General features: G+C 51.1%; 16 protein-coding genes, 1 tRNA gene and 1 riboswitch. Of the genes, 11 read left to right on the top strand and 6 right to left on the bottom strand.

Annotated elements, in window-relative coordinates:
* Positions 1-2: 2 nt before the first annotated feature.
* From J4864_RS11670 to J4864_RS11650, 5 genes are all read left to right on the top strand, one after another.
* The gene (locus J4864_RS11670; protein WP_211814986.1) at positions 3-983 is read left to right on the top strand and encodes an MlaD family protein; all 981 of its coding nucleotides are present in this window, start codon (positions 3-5) and stop codon (positions 981-983) included.
* 373 nt (positions 984-1,356) lie between these two features.
* Positions 1,357-2,763: a chromosomal replication initiator protein DnaA gene (gene dnaA / locus J4864_RS11665; protein WP_007366588.1), complete on the top strand. Its 1,407-nt coding sequence runs from the start codon at positions 1,357-1,359 to the stop codon at positions 2,761-2,763.
* A gap of 206 nt (positions 2,764-2,969) precedes the next feature.
* Positions 2,970-3,069, top strand: a riboswitch (TPP riboswitch).
* Between the two features lie 25 nt (positions 3,070-3,094).
* Positions 3,095-5,479, top strand: coding sequence for a TonB-dependent receptor (locus tag J4864_RS11660; protein WP_211814985.1), 2,385 nt, complete (start codon positions 3,095-3,097; stop codon positions 5,477-5,479).
* A gap of 105 nt (positions 5,480-5,584) precedes the next feature.
* Positions 5,585-6,166 (top strand): nicotinamide riboside transporter PnuC, encoded by a 582-nt coding sequence (gene pnuC / locus J4864_RS11655; RefSeq protein ID WP_211814984.1) that lies wholly within the window; start codon positions 5,585-5,587, stop codon positions 6,164-6,166.
* Positions 6,167-6,302: 136 nt separating this feature from the next.
* A complete protein-coding gene (locus J4864_RS11650) occupies positions 6,303-7,070 on the top strand; it encodes a thiamine diphosphokinase (RefSeq protein ID WP_211814983.1) in 768 nt (255 codons plus the stop codon).
* An 82-nt stretch (positions 7,071-7,152) separates the two neighbouring features.
* On the opposite strand, the gene mnmE is transcribed toward J4864_RS11650, so the two are convergent.
* Positions 7,153-8,604 carry a tRNA uridine-5-carboxymethylaminomethyl(34) synthesis GTPase MnmE gene (mnmE, locus tag J4864_RS11645; RefSeq protein ID WP_246479489.1) on the bottom strand — a complete coding sequence of 484 codons (1,452 nt, stop codon included), beginning with the start codon at positions 8,602-8,604 and terminating at the stop codon, positions 7,153-7,155.
* A gap of 325 nt (positions 8,605-8,929) precedes the next feature.
* Positions 8,930-9,805 carry a nucleoside phosphorylase gene (locus J4864_RS11640; RefSeq protein WP_211814982.1) on the bottom strand — a complete coding sequence of 292 codons (876 nt, stop codon included), beginning with the start codon at positions 9,803-9,805 and terminating at the stop codon, positions 8,930-8,932.
* 564 nt (positions 9,806-10,369) lie between these two features.
* Here J4864_RS11640 and J4864_RS11635 point away from each other — a divergent pair.
* Positions 10,370-11,410 (top strand): asparaginase, encoded by a 1,041-nt coding sequence (locus tag J4864_RS11635; RefSeq protein ID WP_211814981.1) that lies wholly within the window; start codon positions 10,370-10,372, stop codon positions 11,408-11,410.
* A 288-nt stretch (positions 11,411-11,698) separates the two neighbouring features.
* Here J4864_RS11635 and J4864_RS11630 read toward each other — a convergent pair whose 3' ends face one another.
* The 4 genes from J4864_RS11630 to J4864_RS11615 form a co-directional block, all read right to left on the bottom strand.
* On the bottom strand, positions 11,699-12,616 hold the full coding sequence (locus J4864_RS11630; protein WP_211814980.1) for a dihydrodipicolinate synthase family protein: 918 nt from the start codon (positions 12,614-12,616) through the stop codon (positions 11,699-11,701).
* Positions 12,617-12,701: 85 nt separating this feature from the next.
* Positions 12,702-13,928, bottom strand: a complete 1,227-nt coding sequence (locus J4864_RS11625) for an MFS transporter (protein WP_211814979.1) — start codon at positions 13,926-13,928, stop codon at positions 12,702-12,704.
* 28 nt (positions 13,929-13,956) lie between these two features.
* The gene (locus J4864_RS11620) at positions 13,957-15,048 is read right to left on the bottom strand and encodes a cyclically-permuted mutarotase family protein (RefSeq protein WP_211814978.1); all 1,092 of its coding nucleotides are present in this window, start codon (positions 15,046-15,048) and stop codon (positions 13,957-13,959) included.
* Between the two features lie 704 nt (positions 15,049-15,752).
* Complete coding sequence (locus tag J4864_RS11615) at positions 15,753-17,003, bottom strand: phosphoglycerate kinase (protein ID WP_007366600.1); 1,251 nt, start codon at positions 17,001-17,003, stop codon at positions 15,753-15,755.
* Positions 17,004-17,492: 489 nt separating this feature from the next.
* On the opposite strand from J4864_RS11615, the gene J4864_RS11610 reads away from it, so the two are divergent.
* From J4864_RS11610 to J4864_RS11590, 5 genes are all read left to right on the top strand, one after another.
* Positions 17,493-17,565 (top strand) — tRNA-Lys (locus tag J4864_RS11610).
* 189 nt (positions 17,566-17,754) lie between these two features.
* Entirely contained in the window at positions 17,755-18,981 is a 1,227-nt protein-coding gene (locus tag J4864_RS11605; RefSeq protein WP_246479487.1) for a site-specific integrase, read from the top strand.
* Positions 18,978-19,247 carry a hypothetical protein gene (locus J4864_RS11600; RefSeq protein ID WP_211814977.1) on the top strand — a complete coding sequence of 90 codons (270 nt, stop codon included), beginning with the start codon at positions 18,978-18,980 and terminating at the stop codon, positions 19,245-19,247. Before J4864_RS11605 ends, J4864_RS11600 begins: the two co-directional genes overlap by 4 nt.
* A gap of 358 nt (positions 19,248-19,605) precedes the next feature.
* Positions 19,606-19,986, top strand: a complete 381-nt coding sequence (locus J4864_RS11595) for a hypothetical protein (RefSeq protein WP_211814976.1) — start codon at positions 19,606-19,608, stop codon at positions 19,984-19,986.
* A 78-nt stretch (positions 19,987-20,064) separates the two neighbouring features.
* Positions 20,065-21,627: a relaxase/mobilization nuclease domain-containing protein gene (locus tag J4864_RS11590; protein ID WP_211814975.1), complete on the top strand. Its 1,563-nt coding sequence runs from the start codon at positions 20,065-20,067 to the stop codon at positions 21,625-21,627.
* The last annotated feature ends 83 nt before the right edge of the window (positions 21,628-21,710 follow it).

Genomic DNA, 21,710 nt, shown 5'->3' with positions numbered 1-21,710 from the left:
AAATGAACAAAGTTTTCACCCCCCAGGTAAAGATCGCACTGGTAGCCATACTTGCTGTCGTAGTACTGTTCTTCGGGATGCAGTTCTTGAAAGGGCTGTCGGTCTTCTCGACGGACACACACTATAGGATGATGTTCAGCGACATCACCGGCCTGTCCAATTCGACCCCCGTCTACGCCAGCGGCTTCAAGGTCGGGACGGTAAAAAGCATCGAATACGACTATGCACGGCCGGGAGAGCCTATCGATGTCGGTGTCGACATTGACAAGAGCATGAAGATCCCGGAAGGCACCAAGGCAGAAATCATCAGCGACCTCATGGGCAATGTGAAGGTTGTCCTGGTCTTCGGAAAGAGCAGCAGAATGCTGAAGGAGAACGGGGTCATTGACGGCCGTATCAATGACGGTACGCTGGGCGACATGAAGAGCATGGTCCCCTCCATACAGAAGATGCTGCCGAAACTGGACAGCATCCTCGCCAGTATGAACATATTGCTGGCCGACCCTGCGATCAAAAGCTCTATCCACAACGTGGACCGGATAACCGCCAACCTCACGACTTCCACACAGGAGCTGAACCGGTTGCTGGCGCAGGCCGACCGTTCGCTGCCGGTTCTGACAGCCAAGGCAGGCAGGGTGATGGACAATGCCAACGGAATGATGACGAATGCCAACAGCGGCATCACCGAGGCACGCGGGGCTATCCGCCGGGCGAACGGGATGATGACGACCCTGAACGACAAGGTGAGCGGCATTGACGTACAGGGAACCATGACGAAGGTAAACGCCACCCTGGAGCACATGAACACGCTCACGGAAAAACTGAACAGCAATGAGGGGACGATGGGACTGCTGATGAACGACCCGACACTGTACAACAACCTCAACAGCACCATGCGCTCTGCAGACAGCCTCCTCACCAATCTCAAGGCACATCCGAAACGCTATGTACATTTCTCTCTCTTCGGCAAGAAAGACAAGTAATTTAAATATAGTCTAAATTATTCGCTTGGTGTTCCACATCCGCAGGCGAAAGGGGAAAGGAAGTTGGAAATCAGCCGCTTCAACTCACCTCCGCCGCTGTTTCACCCGCCCGGGACTAATCGATTCATACAGCAGGAAACATCTGTTTATCAGAAGATTGGAATTACACAACCGCGTGTTGAGGAGCAAAAGAGACGAAGAAAGGTGCAAAGTACACAGAAATAGCCGTTTACGGAGTTCAACCGCCGACGCAGATACATACAGGCTAAATGCTCTTTGTAAATAATTTGCTATCTTTGCAAAAGAAAAATCATGGGGGAACAGCCGGCAAGCCGCCGTTTCACCGAAAGGCATAAGAATTCAAATAACCGACATGAACGTCAGTCCTAAAAATCTTTGGGATAGTTGCCTCCAGCTCATAAAGGAGAATGTGACCGAGCAGCAGTTTGACACTTGGTTTCGCCCGATTGTACTCCAGTCGTACAAGCCGGCTTCCAAGACACTGCTGGTCCAGGTTCCAAGCCAGTTCGTATATGAGTATCTGGAAGGACATTACGTAGACCTGCTGCGTAAGGTTCTGACACGTGTCTTCGGACAGGGAGTACAGCTGACGTATCGTGTCATGGTCGACCAGGAGCATCATCTCTCACAGGATCTGCAGCAGGACGATGCCGAGGAAATCTCGTCGCAGCGCCCGACCAGCCGCGGGAACCAAAGCCCCACCGTGCTGGATGCCGTACCGCAGGATATTGATTCGCAGCTCGACCCTCATAAGTCGTTCGGCAATTACGTGGAGGGTGACAGCAACAAGCTGCCCCGCTCCATCGGTCTGTCTATCGCAGAACATCCGAATACGACGCAGTTCAATCCGATGTTCATCTACGGCCCTTCTGGCTGCGGGAAGACACACCTCATCAATGCCATCGGACTACGCACGAAACAGCTTTATCCGCAGAAGCGGGTGTTGTATGTCTCCGCACGCCTTTTTCAGGTGCAGTACACAGATTCCGTACGTCAGAACACGACCAATGATTTCATCAATTTCTATCAGACAATTGATGTCCTGATCGTCGACGACATCCAGGAATGGGCGACGGCGACGAAGACACAGGATACTTTCTTCCATATATTCAACCACCTCTTCCGCAACGGAAGACGCATCATCCTGGCCAGTGACCGTCCGCCGGTCGACCTCAAGGGGATGAATGACAGGTTGCTGACACGGTTCTCCTGCGGACTGATTGCCGAGTTGGAGAAACCTAATGTCCAGCTCTGCATAGATATTCTACACAGCAAAATCAAACGTGACGGCCTCAACATACCAGAGGATGTCGTCCGTTTCATTGCCGAGACAGCCAATGGCAGCGTGCGTGACCTGCAGGGAGTCATCAACTCTCTTCTGGCTTACAGCGTCGTCTACAACAGCAATGTCGACATGAGGCTGGCAGAACGCGTCATCAAACGGGCCGTGAAAATAGATGATGAACCGCTGACCATTGACGACATTCTGGATAAAGTCTGCTCGCACTACAACGTCACGGCGACCGCCGTCAACTCCCGTTCACGCAAGAAGGACATTGTCATGGCCCGTCAGGTGAGCATGTACATGGCACAGAAATACACGAAGATGCCTGCAAGCCGCATCGGCAAGCTCGTCGGGAACCGTGACCACAGCACCGTCATCCACAGCTGCTCCAAGATAGAAGACCGGCTGAAGATGGACAAGGGATTCTTTGCTGAAATAGCCAGTATAGAAAACTCCTTCAAACTGAAAGCATAATAAAAGGATCTGTCCAAACCGGAACAGACCCTTTTAGCTCTGGGTAAACCGGACATCGCCGGATAACTGCCACCAGAATGCTGAACCAGCCATGAGGAACAGCTGTCCTCTCCTCTTACGGCAACCGAACAAAAACACACTTCCTGTTTTTTCCTTTCCTGTTTGGAGATATGACAAAAATTCATTACCTTTGCACAGGTTTCCAGAATGGGAACTAAGGGGTGCTTGCTCGTTTGGGCTTGCTGAGATCATACCCATTGACCTGATGCGGATAATGCCGCCGTAGGGAAATTCCCCTTTATTCTTCATCTTAATATCATTCATCTGGGATATGAAAAGAATTATCCTGTTTACCGCTGCACTGACATGTGCGGCAACGACAAAGGCACAAGTAACAACGGACACACTGAAACAACAGCAGCTTGACGAGGTCGTCGTGGCAGGCGTACGTGTACAGAAAAACGCACCGTACGCTGTTGCCAATCTCAAGGAAAGCGAACTTGAGGCTTTCTCCAAAGGCGGCCGCGAGCTTCCTTTCCTCCTCTCCCAGACACCGGGCGTGCTGGCCTGGGGTGAAAACGGCCTTGGAACAGGTACATCAGCCATGCGCATCCGCGGTGCAGCGGGCAGCCGGATCAACATCACACTGGACGGTGTGGCCCTCAATTCACCAGAGGACCAGACGGTATTCTGGGCAAACATGAACTCCTATGCCGCACTCATGGGAAGCGTGCAGATACAGCGGGGTATCGGCACATCGACCAACGGAGACGGTGCTTTCGGCGGTTCGGTATCACTGGCGACCCATGCACCGAACAGGGAACCCGGCGTGGAAGTGAGCGGTTCGTATGGTTCTTACAGCACCTATAATACCGGTGTGAAATTCTCTACGGGCCTGCTGTTCAACCATCTTGTATTCGACGGCGCCTACCATGAAACCGCCACAGACGGCTATGTCCACGGCACGAAGGGGCGTTCGGGATCCTACTATGGCGGACTGACCTGGATGGGCGATGATTTCCGGATCAGCTACAAGAACATCGGCAACTTCGAGAAGACAGGACAGGCATGGAACGGTGTCGTCACAGGGAGCAGCGACCTGAGCCTGATGGAAGGTACTTATGGTGCCAAGACGGGCATCATGACCTATAAGGACCTGTACGAGAGGGGGCTCGGGAAGTTCAATCCGCTCTACGAATATCTGCTGACAGATGCCAACGGGGCTTTTACGAAAGATGCGGACGGCAATTACCAGACCGCACGCTACACGATGCGTGACGGCTCTTTCTGGGATAAGACGACGGACAACTTCTACCAGAACCACAATCTCCTCTCATTCGCTTTCCATCCATCCAGCCATTGGAACCATCAGGTAACCTTACATTACACCTACGGATACGGATATTACAGCGAACTGAAGCCCAATGCGAAATTCGCCAAGTTCGGACTGCTCTTCTATGATTCCAACGGCAAGTTCGTCAAGAAGTCTGACTTCGTACGCCTCAAAGGGCTCACACAGCACACCTACGGCATCGTCTATACCAGCCGTTACAGGGATGCAAGCTGGGATGTGACGGGCGGACTGAACCTCCAGCAGTTCCGTGGCAGCCACTTCGGCTACCTTACCTATATAAAGAACGAACAGGCGGACGCAAAGTACCGGTCTGGCGGACGCGATTACAAATATTATGACTCCGATGCGCATAAATATGATTACAGCGGGTTCTTCAAGGCAAAATACCACTTCTCAGACTACTGGAATGTATTTATGGACCTACAGTACCGTCATGTAGAGTATCAGACGGACGGACAGAACGACCGTTTCTACAAGAGCGGAAACGGCTATAAGAACCAGCTGCTGGACATCAGCGAGCGTTACGACTTCGTCAATCCGAAAACAGGTATCAGCTACTACCGCAGCGGACACAAGGCGTATGCCTCCATTGCCTACGCCAACCGCGAGCCGGAGCGCAACAACTTCACCAACAACGGCAGCTATCCGGCACCGACACCGGAACGCATGATGGACATTGAAGCCGGCTATCAGTATGACGGCAGCAACTGGCATGCCGGTGTGAACCTGTACTATATGGATTACAACAACCAGTTCGTGCAGACCGGAGCACAGAGCGACATCGGCGCAAACCTGACCACCAACATCAAAAACAGCTATCGCATGGGAGCCGAGCTGGAGACAGGATGGAGTCCGCTGCCATGGCTGACTGTCGAGGGAAATGCCGCCCTGAGCCGCAATATCATCAAGGACTTCGATGAGATGGCAAGCGTTGACTGGGAAGCCTCCTTCCGTAAGATCCACTACGGACACTCAACCCTGGCCTTCTCACCGTCAGCCATCCTCAACGGCATGCTAAACCTCCATTATAAAGGCTTTGATGCTGTCTGGCATACGAATTTCGTCAGTCGTCAGTATCTGGACAATACAGAGAATATGACTCGTTCGCTGCCCTGCTATTCACAGACGAACGTCAATATCAGCTACACCCTGCGTCCCGCCAGGCACATTGCCGGCCTGAAAGAAGCCGTGTTCGGCGTGAACCTCAACAATATCTTCAACCGTCATTATGCTGCCAGCGGATCGGTTTACAGTTCCATCCTCGACCATGACGGCCATCCTAATGAAAACCGCTACACGCAGATCGGATTCATCCCAATGGCCGGGTTCAATATGATGGGAAATGTTACGCTGAAGTTTTAGAAAGAGAAGCCTCTCCTTCCTTCCCCCAGAAGGGAGGGATAGGAGGAGAGGCCGGCTGGCGGTCTGTGGAAAAATTGACTGTGCCGTTATTTATTTCCATTTATCATGACATTAGACATGCTCGGCTGCTTTGTCGGCCTTATTTACATCTATCAGGAATACAAGGCAAGTATCTGGCTCTGGCTGACAGGCATCATCATGCCTGTCATCTATATGTTCGTCTATTACAAAGCCGGACTGTATGCTGACTTCGGCATGCAGATCTACTACACATTGGCAGCCCTCTATGGGTTCCTTTATTGGAAATTCGGAAAGAAGAAGGAAGAGGAGAAAGAAATTCCCATCACACGTTACCCACGCCGGCTGATACTCCCCTCCATCCTCGTATTTCTCCTGCTATGGGCCGGAGTGTATTTTGTCCTTGTCCATTACACCAATTCTACCGTCCCCGTATGGGACAGTTCCAGCAACGCCCTCAGCTTCATCGGACTGTGGGCACTGGCAAAGAAATACATCGAACAATGGTGGATATGGATCGTCGTAGATGTGGAACTGTCAGGACTGTATTTATACAAGGAGATTCCTTTTACCGCAGGACTGTATGCCCTGTATGCCATTATCGCCGTGGCAGGATACTTCAAGTGGAGAAAAAGTCTCCCAACCACCCCGGATGCACCATCCTGCTGAAAGGGAGAAGTATCTGGTAGAAGATGTGCAGCACGGCATTCATAATGTCTGGCATTCCCTTCAGCAGGGAATCATATAGCCGACAGACAGGGTAGAAGAAAACCTATTCAACCAACAGATAAAAGGATCAGCACAAATGGTATTCAATAACAAAACAAAAGAATCTTTCTCAGAAGCAGGAGACGGCCATCCTGTCAGGTATTCCTTTTTTTCGGATGAGACAAAAGGATCTCTTTCAAAAGGGACAGATGAATCCAGCACAGAGCGTTTCTCGGCAGTTATCCTTGCAGCCGGCGACTTCCCCTATCATGTTCTCCCTCTCCGAATCCTGCGGGAAGCCAGAAATCTTGTTGTATGTGACGGTGCATTGGCAGGACTCATCGAGTATGAGATAGAACCGGCAGCTGTCGTCGGAGACGGCGACTCTCTCTCTGCCGGACTGAAGCAGCGCTACGCACACATCTATCATCAGATATCGGAACAGGCATTCAACGACCTCACCAAGGCGACCCTCTTTGCCCGCTCGCATCTGCAGATGGATGCACCGACGCACATCCGCCCACGCTTCTGCTACCTTGGGGCGACCGGGAAACGTGAGGATCACACACTGGGCAACATCTCCCTCATGCTCTATTACCATCGCCAGCTGAGCATCGACCCGGTGATGGTAACGGACTATGGCTGGTTTGTCCCTGCATCAGGTACAACCCGTTTCGCATCTTTTCCCGGACAGCAGGTGAGCATCTACAACGCAACCTGCAAAGAACTGACAAGTGAAGGACTAAAATGGGATGCCTATCCTTTTCAGGAACTGTGGCAAGGTACACTTAACGAGGCACTCGAAGATAGATTCACCATCCATGCAGACGGTGACTACCTCATTTACAGAACTCACAGCATCTAGTCCTGTCCACGTCTCTGTCAGCTGGCTTACAGTTGATCACCACACCTGTCTGAGTATTCTCCATCCGTGCAGAAAAACCGCTTCACTTGCCGATGCAGAAATGCCTGAAGATGTTATCAAGGACCTCATGAGTCGTGATCTGTCCGCCCGTAATGTCGGCAAGCTGGTCAAGACAGATGCGCAGATCCTCACTGACGAGGTCGCCGCTAAGTCCGAGCTGAAGAGCATCAATGACACGGAGGATGGATGCGTCCGCATGGACAAGTGCATCATAATGTCGGACAGATGTGACAATGATGCTGTTCTCATCGATTTCCGGAATCCCTGCAGCATTGTAGATGGCAGTTTCCAAGCCTGCTATATTCTGCTTCAACTTCGCTGATATATAGACAGTCTGCGCCTCAAGCCCCGTACTTCCGGGTCTTACAGGCATATCGTCCATCTTATTAAAGACTGTTATCAACTTCTTCCCTTCAGCAAGATGCCGCATCTCACGACATTCTTCAATTGTCGGCTGCCGGTCATTAACCCATAGTACGACGGCAGCCTCCTTCATCTTCTCATAGGCACGCCTGATGCCCAACCGCTCTATCTGGTCGTCGGTATGACGGAGACCAGCCGTATCGATGAATCGGAAAGTAACGCCGTTGATCTCCGTCGTGTCCTCGATAACGTCACGTGTTGTTCCATGGATATTGGACACGATGGCTTTCTCCTCGTGCAGGAGGCAGTTGAGAAGTGTTGATTTTCCCACATTTGTCTTGCCAATGATGGCTACAGGAACACCTTTCTTCAATATATTTCCTGTCTCGAAGGACTTTGTCAGACTTGCTATCCGATCATGAATCTTCGCTGCCAATGCGCTCAGTTCCGCACGGTCAGCAAACTCAAGTTCTTCATGATCAGAGAAATCCAGTTCCAGTTCCAGCAAGGATGTCATCCTCAGGAGCTGCTCCCGAAGCCGGGACAGCTCTGAACTGAAATGTCCTTTCAACTGGCTCAATGCCAACTGGTGTGAAGCACGGTTGGATGCAGCGATGAGATCGGCAACAGCCTCGGCCTGACTAAGATCCATTTTGCCGTTCAGATAAGCCCGTTGGGTAAACTCACCCGGCTGTGCCTGCCTGCAGCCGGCATCAATGAGCAGCCTCATTACCTGATTGAGAACATATACCGATCCATGGCAGGATATTTCCGTACTGTCCTCTCCAGTATAGCTATGTGGAGCACGGAAGACACTGACAAGAACATCGTCTACAGCCTTTTTCTCCTTGTCAAGAATCTCTCCATAATGCAAGGTGTTGCCCCTGGCTTCCGCGAGAGGCCTCCCTTTCACCCCTCGGAATATACGATCCGTCGCTTCTATCGCCCCTACCCCACTCACACGGATAATCCCGATGGCGCCACCCGGCTGGGTTGCGGGTGCGCAGATGGGGGAAGCCGGAAGATGGGAGGCGGCTGCCGAATGCTCACAGTCGGAGGCCGACAGTCTCTCCTGTCGCCCTCCGTCTGTTTTTTTATATGCTATACTCATTATCTTTCTTGCAGGAAAATCCTACTCAATATTAATTTTCCAATCTTGTTCTTTTCCGGTGGAAGCCCGTCACCTGACAACAGAAAGACAGCCTCCACGCAATTGTACCCGACCACTGATTCTCACCTCCCGACTGTCAACTATTCATAGGCCGTAACTAAAAAAACACCTTTGATGTTTTTGTTTTTCAGACGGACAGATGCTGCTTTCCGCCTGAGAGAGACTGACAGACCCTACAGCTAAAAGAACATCAAAGCGACAAGACACAAAGAGTTGACAACATTCTTATCGACGACCGCCCAACGTACTTTCCAGAAAAGTCCTGTTATATTCTTTCAAGGACTTTCTCTATCAATCCATCAATCGTATTCTTATAACCCGCATTCGCCTCTTTGGCAAGTCGGTTGGCAATTACCATGCAGACCGTGACCGCCTTGTGTCCCATGAGCGCCGAGAGACCTGCCAGAGCGGAAGACTCCATTTCAAAGTTCGTCACCTTCATGTTGTTATAAGAGAACTTCTCTATCTTTTCATTCAGCCTGGGGTCCTGCAGAGGCAGACGCAGTTCACGCCCCTGCGGCCCGAAGAAGCCGCCGCAGGCGATCGTCACGCCACGTACCATGTCCTCCCCTGCAATACGGTCCGTCAGTTCCTTATCGGCACAGGCAACGTAAGGATTCCCCAATTGCATATCCCATTCTACCTGTTTCTTGAACTGCGCTTCAAAATCCAGGTCACACACCTGGTTGCGTCCTGCATAGAAATTCAGCAGACCGTCGAAGCCGATGCTCTTGACAGAAGCAATGTAAGTGCCGACAGGTGTAAAAGGCTGCAGGCCGCCACAGGTCCCGATACGGACAAGCGTAAGCTGGCGCGGGGTATCTTTCTCGTTGCGTGTCTTGAAATCAATGTTTGCCAGGGCATCCAATTCGTTCACTACAATATCAATGTTATCACAGCCGATACCGGTACTCTGTGCCGTGATCCTTTTCCCATGGAAAGTCCCGGTTATCGTACGGAACTCACGGTTAGACACCTCACACTCTACATCTTCAAAATGAGATGCCACGAGGGCTACACGGCCAGGGTCACCAACGAGAATTACTTTGTCTGCAAGATTTTCCGGTTTCAGGTGCAGATGGAAAATGCTTCCGTCTTCATTGACGATCAGCTCTGAGGGGGCGAAAAACTTTTTCTCCATAGTCTAAAAGATAAATTGGTAATACAGTTGATTGATTCTTGTTTAGAAAGCAAAGATAATAAATAATACAAGAAAATCCAAGAGAAGTACGGAAAAATCATCCTACAGACTCTATACAAACAGAATCTTCCCGCAGTTGACGGAGCCGCTTACCCGCCGATGCGAAAATCAGCCCCCCTGCCGGCGACCGAATATCTGCCATCACATCCACCCTCTTCCCGGTGATTCCCCCTCTAAGACAGGTCCGGGAAAAACCAAGTCGGCAATCGTAACCATAAAATCAAACACCCCTTCGTACCTTTCCTATCTGCGGCAAATACCGGAATGAATGAAACCCCACACCTAAGGAAGATGATTTTGTCCTGAACTCACATAAATTTTAGATGCTTTTGTCATCTTTCCTCTCTTTCCTCTAAAAGGAAAAGCATTTTCTTCATTCTACCGGCTTATAAATCACAGTTTTTATGTAAATTTGCAGAAGAAAAGCTGCGCTCGGCAAATCAGGAGCAAAAATCCTTTGCTATCGCTTATATTACTTTTGTAGAAACAACAAACTAATGCACAATGAACAGAACCAACAAAGTATTGATCATTTACACCGGAGGCACCATCGGCATGGGGCGCAACCGGCGTACCGGTGCTTTGGAACCTTTAGACTTCAGTCATCTGGTTGACAATGTTCCTGAGTTCAAACTGATTCCGACAGAGGTGGACACCTATCAGTTCGACCCTCCCATCGACTCTTCCGACATGACGCACCTGCGCTGGAAGCAGCTGGTGAAGATCGTCTCCGACCGTTATGACGACTATGACGGCTTTGTCATTCTGCACGGTACAGACACCATGTCATACACGGCGTCGGCCCTGTCGTTCATGTTCGAGAACCTGACGAAACCCGTCATTCTCACCGGGTCGCAGCTTCCTATCGGGCAGCTCCGCACAGACGGAAAGGAAAACCTGATGACAAGCATCGAACTGGCTTCGGCACACCATAAAGACGGTACGCCGGTGGTTCCCGAAGTGTGCATCTACTTCAGCGGGCATCTGCTCAGAGGCAACCGCTCGACAAAACAGAATGCAGACGAGTTCAACGCTTTCGACACTTTCAATTACCCTCACCTGTGCGAGGCCGGGGTCAACTTCACTTTCGACGAGCACCGTATCCTGAAACCTGATTTCACAAAACCGATGGTGCCGCATCTGGAACTGGACAACAATGTCATCATCTTCTCGCTCTTTCCGGGGATAGAAGAGCACCTGATTCACCACATGCTCGATGCACCGGAACTGCGGAGCATCGTGATGCGGTCTTACGGCAGTGGAAACGCCCCGCAGCAGCCATGGCTTATGAACCTACTCCGCAAGGCTTCCGAGCGGGACGTGGTTGTGGTGAATATCAGTCAGTGCATCAGCGGACAGGTCGAAATGAACCGTTACGACACAGGCTACCAGCTCAAAGATGCCGGAGTGGTCAGCGGATATGACAGCACCGTCGAAGCGGCCGTAACGAAACTGATGTATCTGCAGGCGAAGTCCGACGATGTGAATTATATCCGGGAATGTATGAACCGGTCTATTGCCGGCGAGATAACCGTTACGACCTGACCCGGCCGGCAGACAGACAGCCTTTCCCGTCTCCTTTTCCCATATGAAAGGGGCCGTACCAGAAGCACTCCCTGCTTCTGGTACGGCCCCTTCCAAGTTATGTTCCCATCCGGGAAAAACAAAAGACTTCCCCCTACGGAATCTGTCCGCCCGCCTGCGCTTGTATAAATGAATACGGCGGACAAGACGGAAAAGCACCGTGCCCCATGCCGGCCTCTCCATGGAGAGGCCGTTGTCTCCGATCTGTTTCCATGGCCTCATGGCAGACTGCCTGCCGCAGGAACGGACTCAGAACCTATTACAACGTGCGAAGAAACCTATTTCCTCCAGTTCTTGCTTCATGCGCCCCTCTTCTTCGTCCGTCATGTTCTGGAACGGCACACGGTTAGGTCCCAGGTCGAAGCCAAGAAGTTTCATAATGCGTTTCCCACCGACAATATTACCCCGGAAGTGGCAGATGACATTGATGACCGCCTGTGAGAAGTTCTGTTTTTCCCTTGCCGTCTCGAGGTCGCCTCTGTTCCAGGCATCGATGATGCCGGTCAGTTCCCGGCCATTGTAATTGGTCGTCCCGCCGATGCCGCCACGTGCCCCGCCTTGCGCCAGACTGGGCAGAATCGTCTCATCCTGACCATGCAGCATATCGTACTTCCCATCCTTGTAAAGACGGCATTGGTTGTATTCGTAGAGGCTCTCGAAGGTGTACTTGATGCCTGCAAAGTTCGGAATACGGCCGTCGACGGCTTTCAGCAGATCGAGCATGGGCAGGAAAGCGCCGTTGAAAGCCGGAATGTGATAATAATAGAACGGCAGCGAAGGAGCGGCGGCAGCAATCGTCTCGCAGTACTTCACCAGCTCTTCGATCCGCCCGATTTTCGGGAAAGGAGGCGCCATGGCACCGATACCCCATGCCCCCGTCTTTTCAGCGTGTTCCGCCAGACGGACGCTCTCGCGCAGACAGCAGCTGCCTACGTGTACAATTACCTTGAAGTCGTCCGGTGCCGCCTGTATCCATCGTTCAGCCAGCTGCATGCGCTCTTCGGTCGTAAGCATATACCCTTCGCCGGACGAGCCGTTGATGAACACTCCCTTCAGTCCGTTCTTCTTCAACATGGCTGCATAAGCCCCGACAGGCTCAAGATTGACATCGCCATTTGCATGGAATGGCGTGAACGGTGCATCAATCAAACCGATTATCTTTTCCATAAGTCTATAATGTTTTTCTTGACAGGACACCTTCCCGGACCACACCCGACGGGGAGGAGCGGGTATACGGCCTGCCGCATCTTTTTCATTCCACATTGTCCGTCGTAGGCTTCAGGCAGGAAAGCTGCAGCACCAGTGCCAGGACGACCACACTGCCCAGGATGGCGAAGCCAAGGCCGAGATTCCCTCCATCCGTCCATTTCCCCAACACCTGTGTGACGGCGGCACCGGCAAAGACACCGGTCATGTTCATGATGCCGTACGCCGTACTGCGGTATCTGGAGGAGATGAACTGGCAGAGAATCGGCATGTTGTTGGCATCAAAGATACCATAGCCCATGCCGAAGCACAGACCGGCCCCTACCACGGAGACAAGACTGTGTCCGAAGCCAAGGAACATCAATGCCGGAACCGTAAGTCCGAGCCCGATGGCACTGGTATAGATGCGGCCGCGCAGGTTGCGCTGCACCCAGCGGTCGGAGACAACGCCTCCAACAAGAACACCGACGAACGAAGAGACGGCAATGGTGATGGTAGACAGCGGGCCGGCACTCGACATCGGTATGTCCAGACTGCCGGCGAAGAGCGTCGGAAGCCAGTTCTTCGTCGCCCACCCCGGCAGGCTCGGTACAGCAAAATAGAAGAGGATCACCCAGAAAGCCCAGGTGGAGAAAACGACCGAGAGCCCACGGAAAGGATTGCAGTCTGCCTTTGTTCCTGCCTGACGGGGCTTCCCCCCTCCATGTCTGGGATTCTCTTTCAGGAGCAGAATCAGCACGAGGGAATAGCCGATCCCGACGATCCCGAACCATTGGAAAGCGGCATGCCAGGAGAGCATGGCGGCGAGTGTCGCGCCAAAGCCCCCGATGGCCTGGCCGATATAGAGCCCGGTCATGTGGATGCCGATCGCCAATGAGCGTGATTTCCCTTCGTGCCAGTCGGCGATGAGCGACAGGGCGGAGGGGATATACAGTGCTTCGCTGATGCCCATGAAAGCCCGTAGCCAGTAGAGCTGCTCGAAACTCCGGGCATACCCCATAAGGAATGTTACGGCAGACCATACGAAAATGCTGCCCACGACAAGCCACTTCCGGTTGACGCGGTCGGCGACAATGCCGGCAAACGGACTCACAATGCCGTAAATCCACAGAAAGACTGCCATCAGCGCACCGAAGGCTTCGGCACGGTTCAATTCGGCGATGTCTGCCTTCATGGCTTCCTGCATCGTCGACAGCATCTGCCGGTCCATGTAGTTGAGCAGTGCGACAAACCAGAGAAGGGCTACTAGTACCCAGGGATAATATTTCTTCATAACAGGTGATGATTTGCGTGGAAAAGGATTACCGGCTCTGACAGCAGAGGGGCGGGATTCGTACGATTCTGTTGCTCCTCACTCTTGGCTTCAGTTCGCCGCCGATCACATAGATGCCATGCCGTGTCGGTACCAGAGCTGCACCGGCACGAGCCGTCTCCCTGCTTTTACCGATAATGCTCCAGCCCTCCTTATTATATAATAAGGTATAAGGATTGAAACGATACCATGCTTCAGGATGATTCAGATAGCCGGCCTGCGGGTGATTGACAGCGGAAAGGAAAACGTCCTTGTTCACACCGCCCGCTACCAGAAAACTGTCTTTACTCAGCTGCACGGCGGCACCGCCTCCCACAAAAAGCGGCTCATCGCACGCGTCCTTCGGTCCCTCAAGCGGTTGCCATTCCTCCGTGGTCTCATCATATACGCAGCCGTCCAGTGCCAGCCTGGCCTCTGCGCCGGCGGCAGCCGGTGCAAATCCTCCGAAGATGCAGAACCGGCGGTCGCCCATGCTGCCGGCTACCGGCTGTATGCGCATGATGCCGGGGAAAGGCTTTCTCTCCTTCCATCCTGCATCAGGACGGTCCAGGTCAAGACACAAGACACGGCAGGAGGGCCGCCCGTCCATCATGCCTCCCGCCACATAGAGACGGCGTCCGACCACCGCACCGGCCATGTTGTCCGCCGTACAGGGCAAAGCCGGCAAGGATGCGACCTGCGACCTGCCATTAACGAGGGTGATGCGATATACCGCCCTTTGGCTTCCCTTGCCGTTCATGCCTCCCGCGATGATCATGCTGTTGTCACAGCTTACGGCTACGCCATAAGCCGATGCGTCCGGCAGCTCGCCGATCCGTGTCCACCGCAGCCGGTCTGCCTGGCCGATTCTTGCCGCATAGATTCCCTTGTAATATTTCTTCTTGCTGTCGGGAGCAAGCGTATTTACAGGGAAATTACAGCCTCCCGCCATAACGATGCAGTCTCCGATTCTGCCGGCATAGCAGGCTGACACGCCTTTTTCTATTCCGTCTTCTCCCATGGGGAAGCCGTCGACGGAAAGCACACTGTCTGCCTCACAGGCCTCCGATGTCAGTCCTGTCAGTAAAGTCATTGTTGTCATGATTAGGGTTTTCAATCTCATCTTTCAGGTCAAAGTGCAGTGCAGATTCAATTATAATACAACCATGTGTCTCCTTTTACTTACGGCGGTTCCTAAAAAATACCATTGAGACCCTTCCGTCTTTCAGGCGGGCAGATGTCGCCTGCCGCCTGGACTCCAAGACCTTAAACCACGGCCAACAGCATTAAAAAAGTTCTTAACCCGTCAGGCAGATTCAGAAGAAGGCGAAAGGCGGTCAACCGGAAAACATTAAACTACACAACCAGAAACATTAGACGACAACAGGGGAAAAGCTCCCGACCGGCTGGGAATACTGTTCCCGACCGGCTGGGAATACTGTTCCCAACCGGTTGGGAATGTCATTCCCGGCGGCTGGGAATGTTGTTCCCAACGGCCGGGAATGTCGTACCCGGCAGTCCAGCCCCCCGGAACCGTGTAGAAAACAAAAAGCCACCATCTCATGTTGAGACAGTGGCCTGACTGGTTTTAGGCAGGTTCTATAAATTCCCTTTGCCGGCTTTTGCCTTTCAGACGGACAGACTCCGCTTTTTTCCTGGAAAGAACATAGCGGACTATGCAATTGAAAGAAAAGGCGGAAGAGGCCGCATAATTGCAAAAAAGGCACAAAGCGTTGACAACATCCATATCGGCAGCTGACCGACACGGCAGGCTTATCCGGACATGCCTTTAAAAAGCGTCGCCTCTTACTTTTCGATTGCAGCTACACCGGGAAGCACCTTGCCCTCGATGGCCTCGAGCATGGCGCCGCCACCGGTAGATACATAAGAAACCTTGTCGGCAAGACCGAATTTGTTGACAGCTGCAACAGAGTCACCGCCGCCGACAAGCGAATAAGCGCCGTTCTCCTGGGTAGCCTGAGCGACAGCCTTGGCGATCTCGCCGGTACCTTTTGCGAAGTTCTCCAGCTCGAATACACCCACAGGGCCGTTCCAGAGAATGGTCTTAGAGGCGAGGATGATCTTCTTCCAGGCCTTGATGCTCTCCTCGGAAGCATCCATGCCTTCCCACTCGTCAGGAATCTGGTCGATGGGGAATGTCTTGCGTTCCGTATCGTTGGAGAAGTCCTTGCCGCAGACGGTAGCCACAGAGAGCGAGAGGTTGACCCCCTTCTCCTTGGCAGCGGCCATGACGTTCAGTGCCTCCGGCATCAGGTCGTCTTCATGAAGGGACTTGCCGATCTTGCCCCCCTGCGCCTTGATGAAGGTGTAACCCATACCGCCGCCGATGATGAGATTGTCCACCTTGTCGAGGAGGTTCTTGATGACACCGAGTTTGGAACTCACCTTGGAACCGCCGATGATAGCGGTGAAAGGATGCTGTGCGTTCTTCAGCACGTTGTTGATGGCAGTCACCTCTTTCTCCATCAGGAAGCCCAGCATCTTGTGGTCGGCATCGAAGTAGTCAGCGATGACGGCGGTAGAAGCGTGCTTGCGGTGAGCCGTGCCGAAAGCATCGTTGACATAAACGTCAGCGTAAGAGGCGAGCTTCTTGGCAAAGTCCTTCTGGCGGTTTTTCATTTCCGCCTTGGCAGCATCGTACTCAGGGGTGCCCTTTTCAACGCCGACCGGCTTGCCTTCCTCTTCAGGATAGTAGCGCAGGTTCTCGAGCAGAAGAGCCTCGCCGCCCTTCAAGGCAGCAGCCTCAGCGTCGGCGTGGCCTGCATCCTTGGCGAATTTCACCTCAACGCCAAGCGCGTCGCTTACGTTCTTGACGATCTGGCTCAAAGAGAGTTCCGGCTTTACCTTACCCTTCGGCTTGCCCATGTGGCTCATCATGATGAGCGCACCGCCGTCAGCCAGTACCTTCTTCAGGGTAGGCAGTGCGCCGCGGATACGGGTGTCGTCGGTTACATGACCATTCTCATCCAAAGGCACATTGAAGTCTACGCGGACGATTGCCTTGTGTCCGGCGAAGTTGAAATCGTTAATTTTCATTTGTTTCTTTTTATTTAGTAACGTTGTTGATTTCTTACCGCAAAAATACTACTTTTTAATGGATTGGGGAAATCTAATACTATCTTTTTTGTGTAATATCGTGCAATGCACCGTTAATGCACCAACCGCAAGCCATGAATTTCAGGAAAGAATCCTTCTGCCCGGCTGTTTTCTGCGGGACATCCATGAGACAACTGCCTGCCGGAATGCTTTTCTGCCGGAATTTCAAAAGGGTCATCAGGAATTTGGAATGATGAGGTTTGTCTCGTGCGTTGATGACTTTGATGGAATATCAAACAGGGGCAGGAAGTGAATAGAGGTAAGGCCCTATAACGGAGACACCGTCGGTGCGTGGAGCGGAGGTTATTGGAGAGTTCCAGACAGATTCCTGACAGATTCCTAAGATTCCAAAAGAAAAGTCAGGAATAATTTGGTATTGTCGGGAAAACTCACTACCTTTGCACTCGCTTTTATGAAAAGGCATAGGGAGATCCGCTAGCTCAGCTGGTAGAGCACAACACTTTTAATGTTGGGGTCATGGGTTCGAGCCCCATGCGGATCACAGAAACGGTAAAAAGGGGATTCTTCGTGAATCCCCTTTTTTCGTTTGACACACAGGCACTTGTGTTCCAACTCGTTGGTTTAGAGGATTTTATATCAATGTTAAATCCTATGCCCAACGGGATGTATCGGGAAGGGAAAAGACCCATCGGGAATTATTTGCGCTACATTCTGCGCTACAAAATCACAAATGCGCTACAAATTTGCGCTACACAATTTCATCGTTTCCAGACTTTCTCCTCCATTTTCCCCTGCGACCATATTAAAGTTAGTTAAAATGGCAAAAGAAAAGGTGTCTGTCGTATTTGACAGGAGAAAAAAAGCTGAGCAAGCGGGAGTTGGCTATGTAGAAGTTCAAATCTATTTAAGCCGAAGCGAACGCAAGTACATTTGCCTGGGCAAATGTACACCGGAGGAATTGGACGTATTTTTATCCCAGCCTCCAGTGAAGGAGGAAATCAAGCGATGTCATAACTGTATTTCTGCCATGTCGCTGTTCAGGGACAGCATGACCATCAGTAATTTTGACATATACTATCAGGGAATAAAGGACGGAAATGGCATACAGGAATGCAGGAATAGCAACCTGAAGACGGATTTTGTTGCTTACATGAAAGACTATATCGAGAAAGAGCATGTAAGTAAAGGCACGCGAAAGCAAAAATTCTGTACTTTGGAGGCTGTCAAGCGTTTTGGCAAACTGAAAACTTTCGCAGACCTTACTTCCAAGAACCTTGTGCTGTTTGACACATGGCTGCACGATGGCACACGGGAGGATATTTCTATCCATACCTACCACAAGCATCTCAAAAAGATAACCCACTACCTGCGTATCACCGACATGATTCCGACAGACCCCTATACCCAGGTGAAGTTCAGCAGAGGTAAGAGTAAGGAACGTAGGCCTTTGTTAGAAGAGGAGCTTACTAAGATGCGAAAACTGAAATTGGATGAGAAAACGGGAAACGTACGGGATCTCTTTATCTTCTCAGCCTATACTGGTTTGGCATTCTGTGATGTTATGGCATTTGATTTTGAGACGATGACAGAACATGAAGGGAAACTGTTTTACATAGACGGTAGTCGCTTGAAAACCGGCACCCAGTTCTTCACCCCTATCCTCAAGCCAGGGATGGAAGTTCTGAAGAAATATCATTTTTCACTTCCTAAGATCTCCAATCAGAAAGCCAACGATTATCTTCACCTCATTCAGGCAGCGATGAAACTCAACAAGAATCTGACCTTCCATGTTGCCCGGCACTCATTTGCCACGCTTGCCCTCGCCCATGATGTGCCCATCGAAAATGTAGCTCGGATGTTGGGACATCAGAACATACGCACTACGCAAATCTATGCGAAAGTGCTGAAAACGACCATTGAGCGTCATGCCATAAGCCTCCAAAAGGCAATCAGATGAATTTGACAGCAACCCACATAGAGCCATACCTCCCACATCGAGGTATGGCTTTATGTTTTACGCTCCATCAGATAATTCACCAAGTAGGCGATGCCGCCAAAGAGCATCCACAAGACATACAAAAAGACTTGAATCACCCAACCGATCATCTGGAAGATGGCTCTGAACAGGATATATACGAAGAGAAACACTTGCATCTTAAAACATTATTAGCCATACCAAAGATACGAAAAATAGCTGAGAATAGCAAGCAAAACGCCATCTAAAGCATTGACAATCAATAAGTATTTTGTGATTACGTATTCTCGTAATATCACTATTCCACGGCTTCGGTCATTCGATATTTTGTGAAGGAACGGTCCCATGACTTCGGTTTATCCTTACATCGCTAAATCGGGATTTCATCATCCCTACTTCACGAAAACACTTTTTTAAAAAAGGAACCGTGAGAACACCGTAGCTCGTCATTTCTTGCTAACTTTATGTCAGACAAGCAGGAGGCGGGACTACATTTCCCTTACGGAGTTTGGGTAGCAAGTTGTACTTTTGTGCGGACAAAAGTGACTTGCCAACTCTGTCAAGTTGGGGATTATTCTTCGCAACTCAGAATATAAACGGAAGGATATGGAACGAAAGACAAAACGACTTTGGATAAGGATGTCGGCACAGGATGCCGAGCTGATCAAGCAGAAGGCAGCCAACTACAAGACGGTAAGCGGCATGATATGGGATGCCATCAAACAATTTGATGATACGGGGACAAAACGGAAGATAGCAGCCCTCAACGGGATGATAGCTTTCTACAAGAAGTATCAGCAGGACTTGTCGTGGATGGGCGGCAACTTTAACCAAGTAGTCAAGCGTGCCAACGAACTGGCAATAGATAACAAACTTACGGTGCCTTTCTTCGAGGACGCATTGTTTCCTCAAATCATGGAGCTGCAAAAGCTCTTAGCGGCGATAAAACAGGAACAGCATCAGATAGCCAAACGATTAACACGATAAAGCGGTCAGCCGTAATCGGGAAATACCGATTTACCGCTCCCTTATTCTCACGATAACGCAAAATCACAAGAAAGCGATATGATTGCAACCATACTACCCTCCAGCACAACATTCCATGCCGTCGAGTACAACGAGCGAAAGGTGGCCAAAGGTCAGGCCGTACTCCTTGAAATGCAGAACTTCGGCTATGTGGGCGCCGTTGACGGCTACACTCCTGAACAGTTGCAGCAATACCTGATTGACTATTCGGCAAGAAACGAGCATATCCGCAAGGCACAGTTCCATGTGGCCATTTCCTGCCGTGGGCATGAATACTCCCAGGAGCAACTTTTGGATATTGCCCATCAGTATCTCCACGAAATGGGCTATGACGACGAAGGGCAGCTCTTGCTTATCTATGCACACCATGATACCGATAACAACCATCTACATATCGTTACCAGCCAAGTGGCTCCCGATGGGCATAAGATAAACCACAGCCACGAGCGCATCCGCTCACAGGAGGCCATCAATAAGATCGTCGGCGAAGACGAGGAACTACGTGCCGATCTGTTTCTGAAGGAGGCCCTCGGTTACAAGTTCAATTCGCTTACTCAGTTCAAAGCCATCCTGGAGGCGTCCGGCTATGAATGTTTCGAGCGTGGTGGCCACCTTGAAATTGCACGTGGCGGACGGGTACGAACAAAGATCGGAAAGGAAGATTTGGCAGCAAAGTTTTCTGTTATTGATGAAAAGGAGACCTACAAACGCCGGAGGCAATTGGGAGCTATCTTGAAGAAGTACCGCAACATGGTTGCTGGCCGCAGTGAATTGGCAGACATCATGCAAAAGAAGTTTGGTGTATCGCTCGTCTTCTTCGGTTCAAAGGATAAGCCCTACGATTACATGATAGTGGATCACCACGAACAGGCGGTGTATAAGGGCGGCAGCGTACTCTCTATCAAGCAGCTGCAACACTTCATGAGCGAAGAGGAACGTATCAATAAGGTGGAGCTCTTTGTGGATGCCATGCTGGAGGATAATCCCCGGATGATAGCCTACGAACTCAACAGAATGTTGTGGCGGCAGTACGGTACTCGCATTGCCAAGGGGCGTTTCAAACTGTTCAACGGTAAACAGGTTGCCCTGAGCGACAGTGTGCAGAAGGTGTTGAAGTTCAACTTCATGTTGCGTCGTGTCCAGGCCTTCAGCCCGACCAACGAGGCCGAGCGCGATATTCTCTGCCGTATCTGGAAGATTGAGAATCCCCACCTTATTCATATAGAGCCACACGGCATCCTCAACAATGGCTTTGCCGTGGAAGTGCTGAACAATCTGGCCACATCGACCGATAAGGCTGACTTGGGGGCAACATTAAAAGCAAATCACCTCGCCATTTTCAGGCAAGGTGACCAATACTATTGTGTTGATTTCTCGCACAAGTGCATCTTCAACTTAGCTTCAGAGGGTATCGACTTCAAGGCCTTGCTCCCTGCCCTTCAGGGGCTCCAATCGATTCCAGTCCAAAGTCTCCACCGTTCCAATGGCATCCTCAAAAATGTCCTTTCGCACCATACATCGGTTTCCGACCGCAATGCCGAATGGGAAGTGGGTGGTAATGGTGGTTATGAGGTGGATGGAGAGTGGAAACTGAAAAGATAGATAAGATCTGAACAATTTTTGCAGGATTCCCCTTCTACTCCTCATTCCGTATGGAAATCTTATCCCCCACAATAGCCTGTTCA

The sequence above is a fragment of the Prevotella multiformis genome (assembly GCF_018127985.1).
GTDB classification, from domain to species: Bacteria; Bacteroidota; Bacteroidia; order Bacteroidales; family Bacteroidaceae; genus Prevotella; species Prevotella multiformis.
Note: the sequence above shows the minus strand (reverse complement) of the source record. Positions and strands in the feature narration are given on the sequence as shown.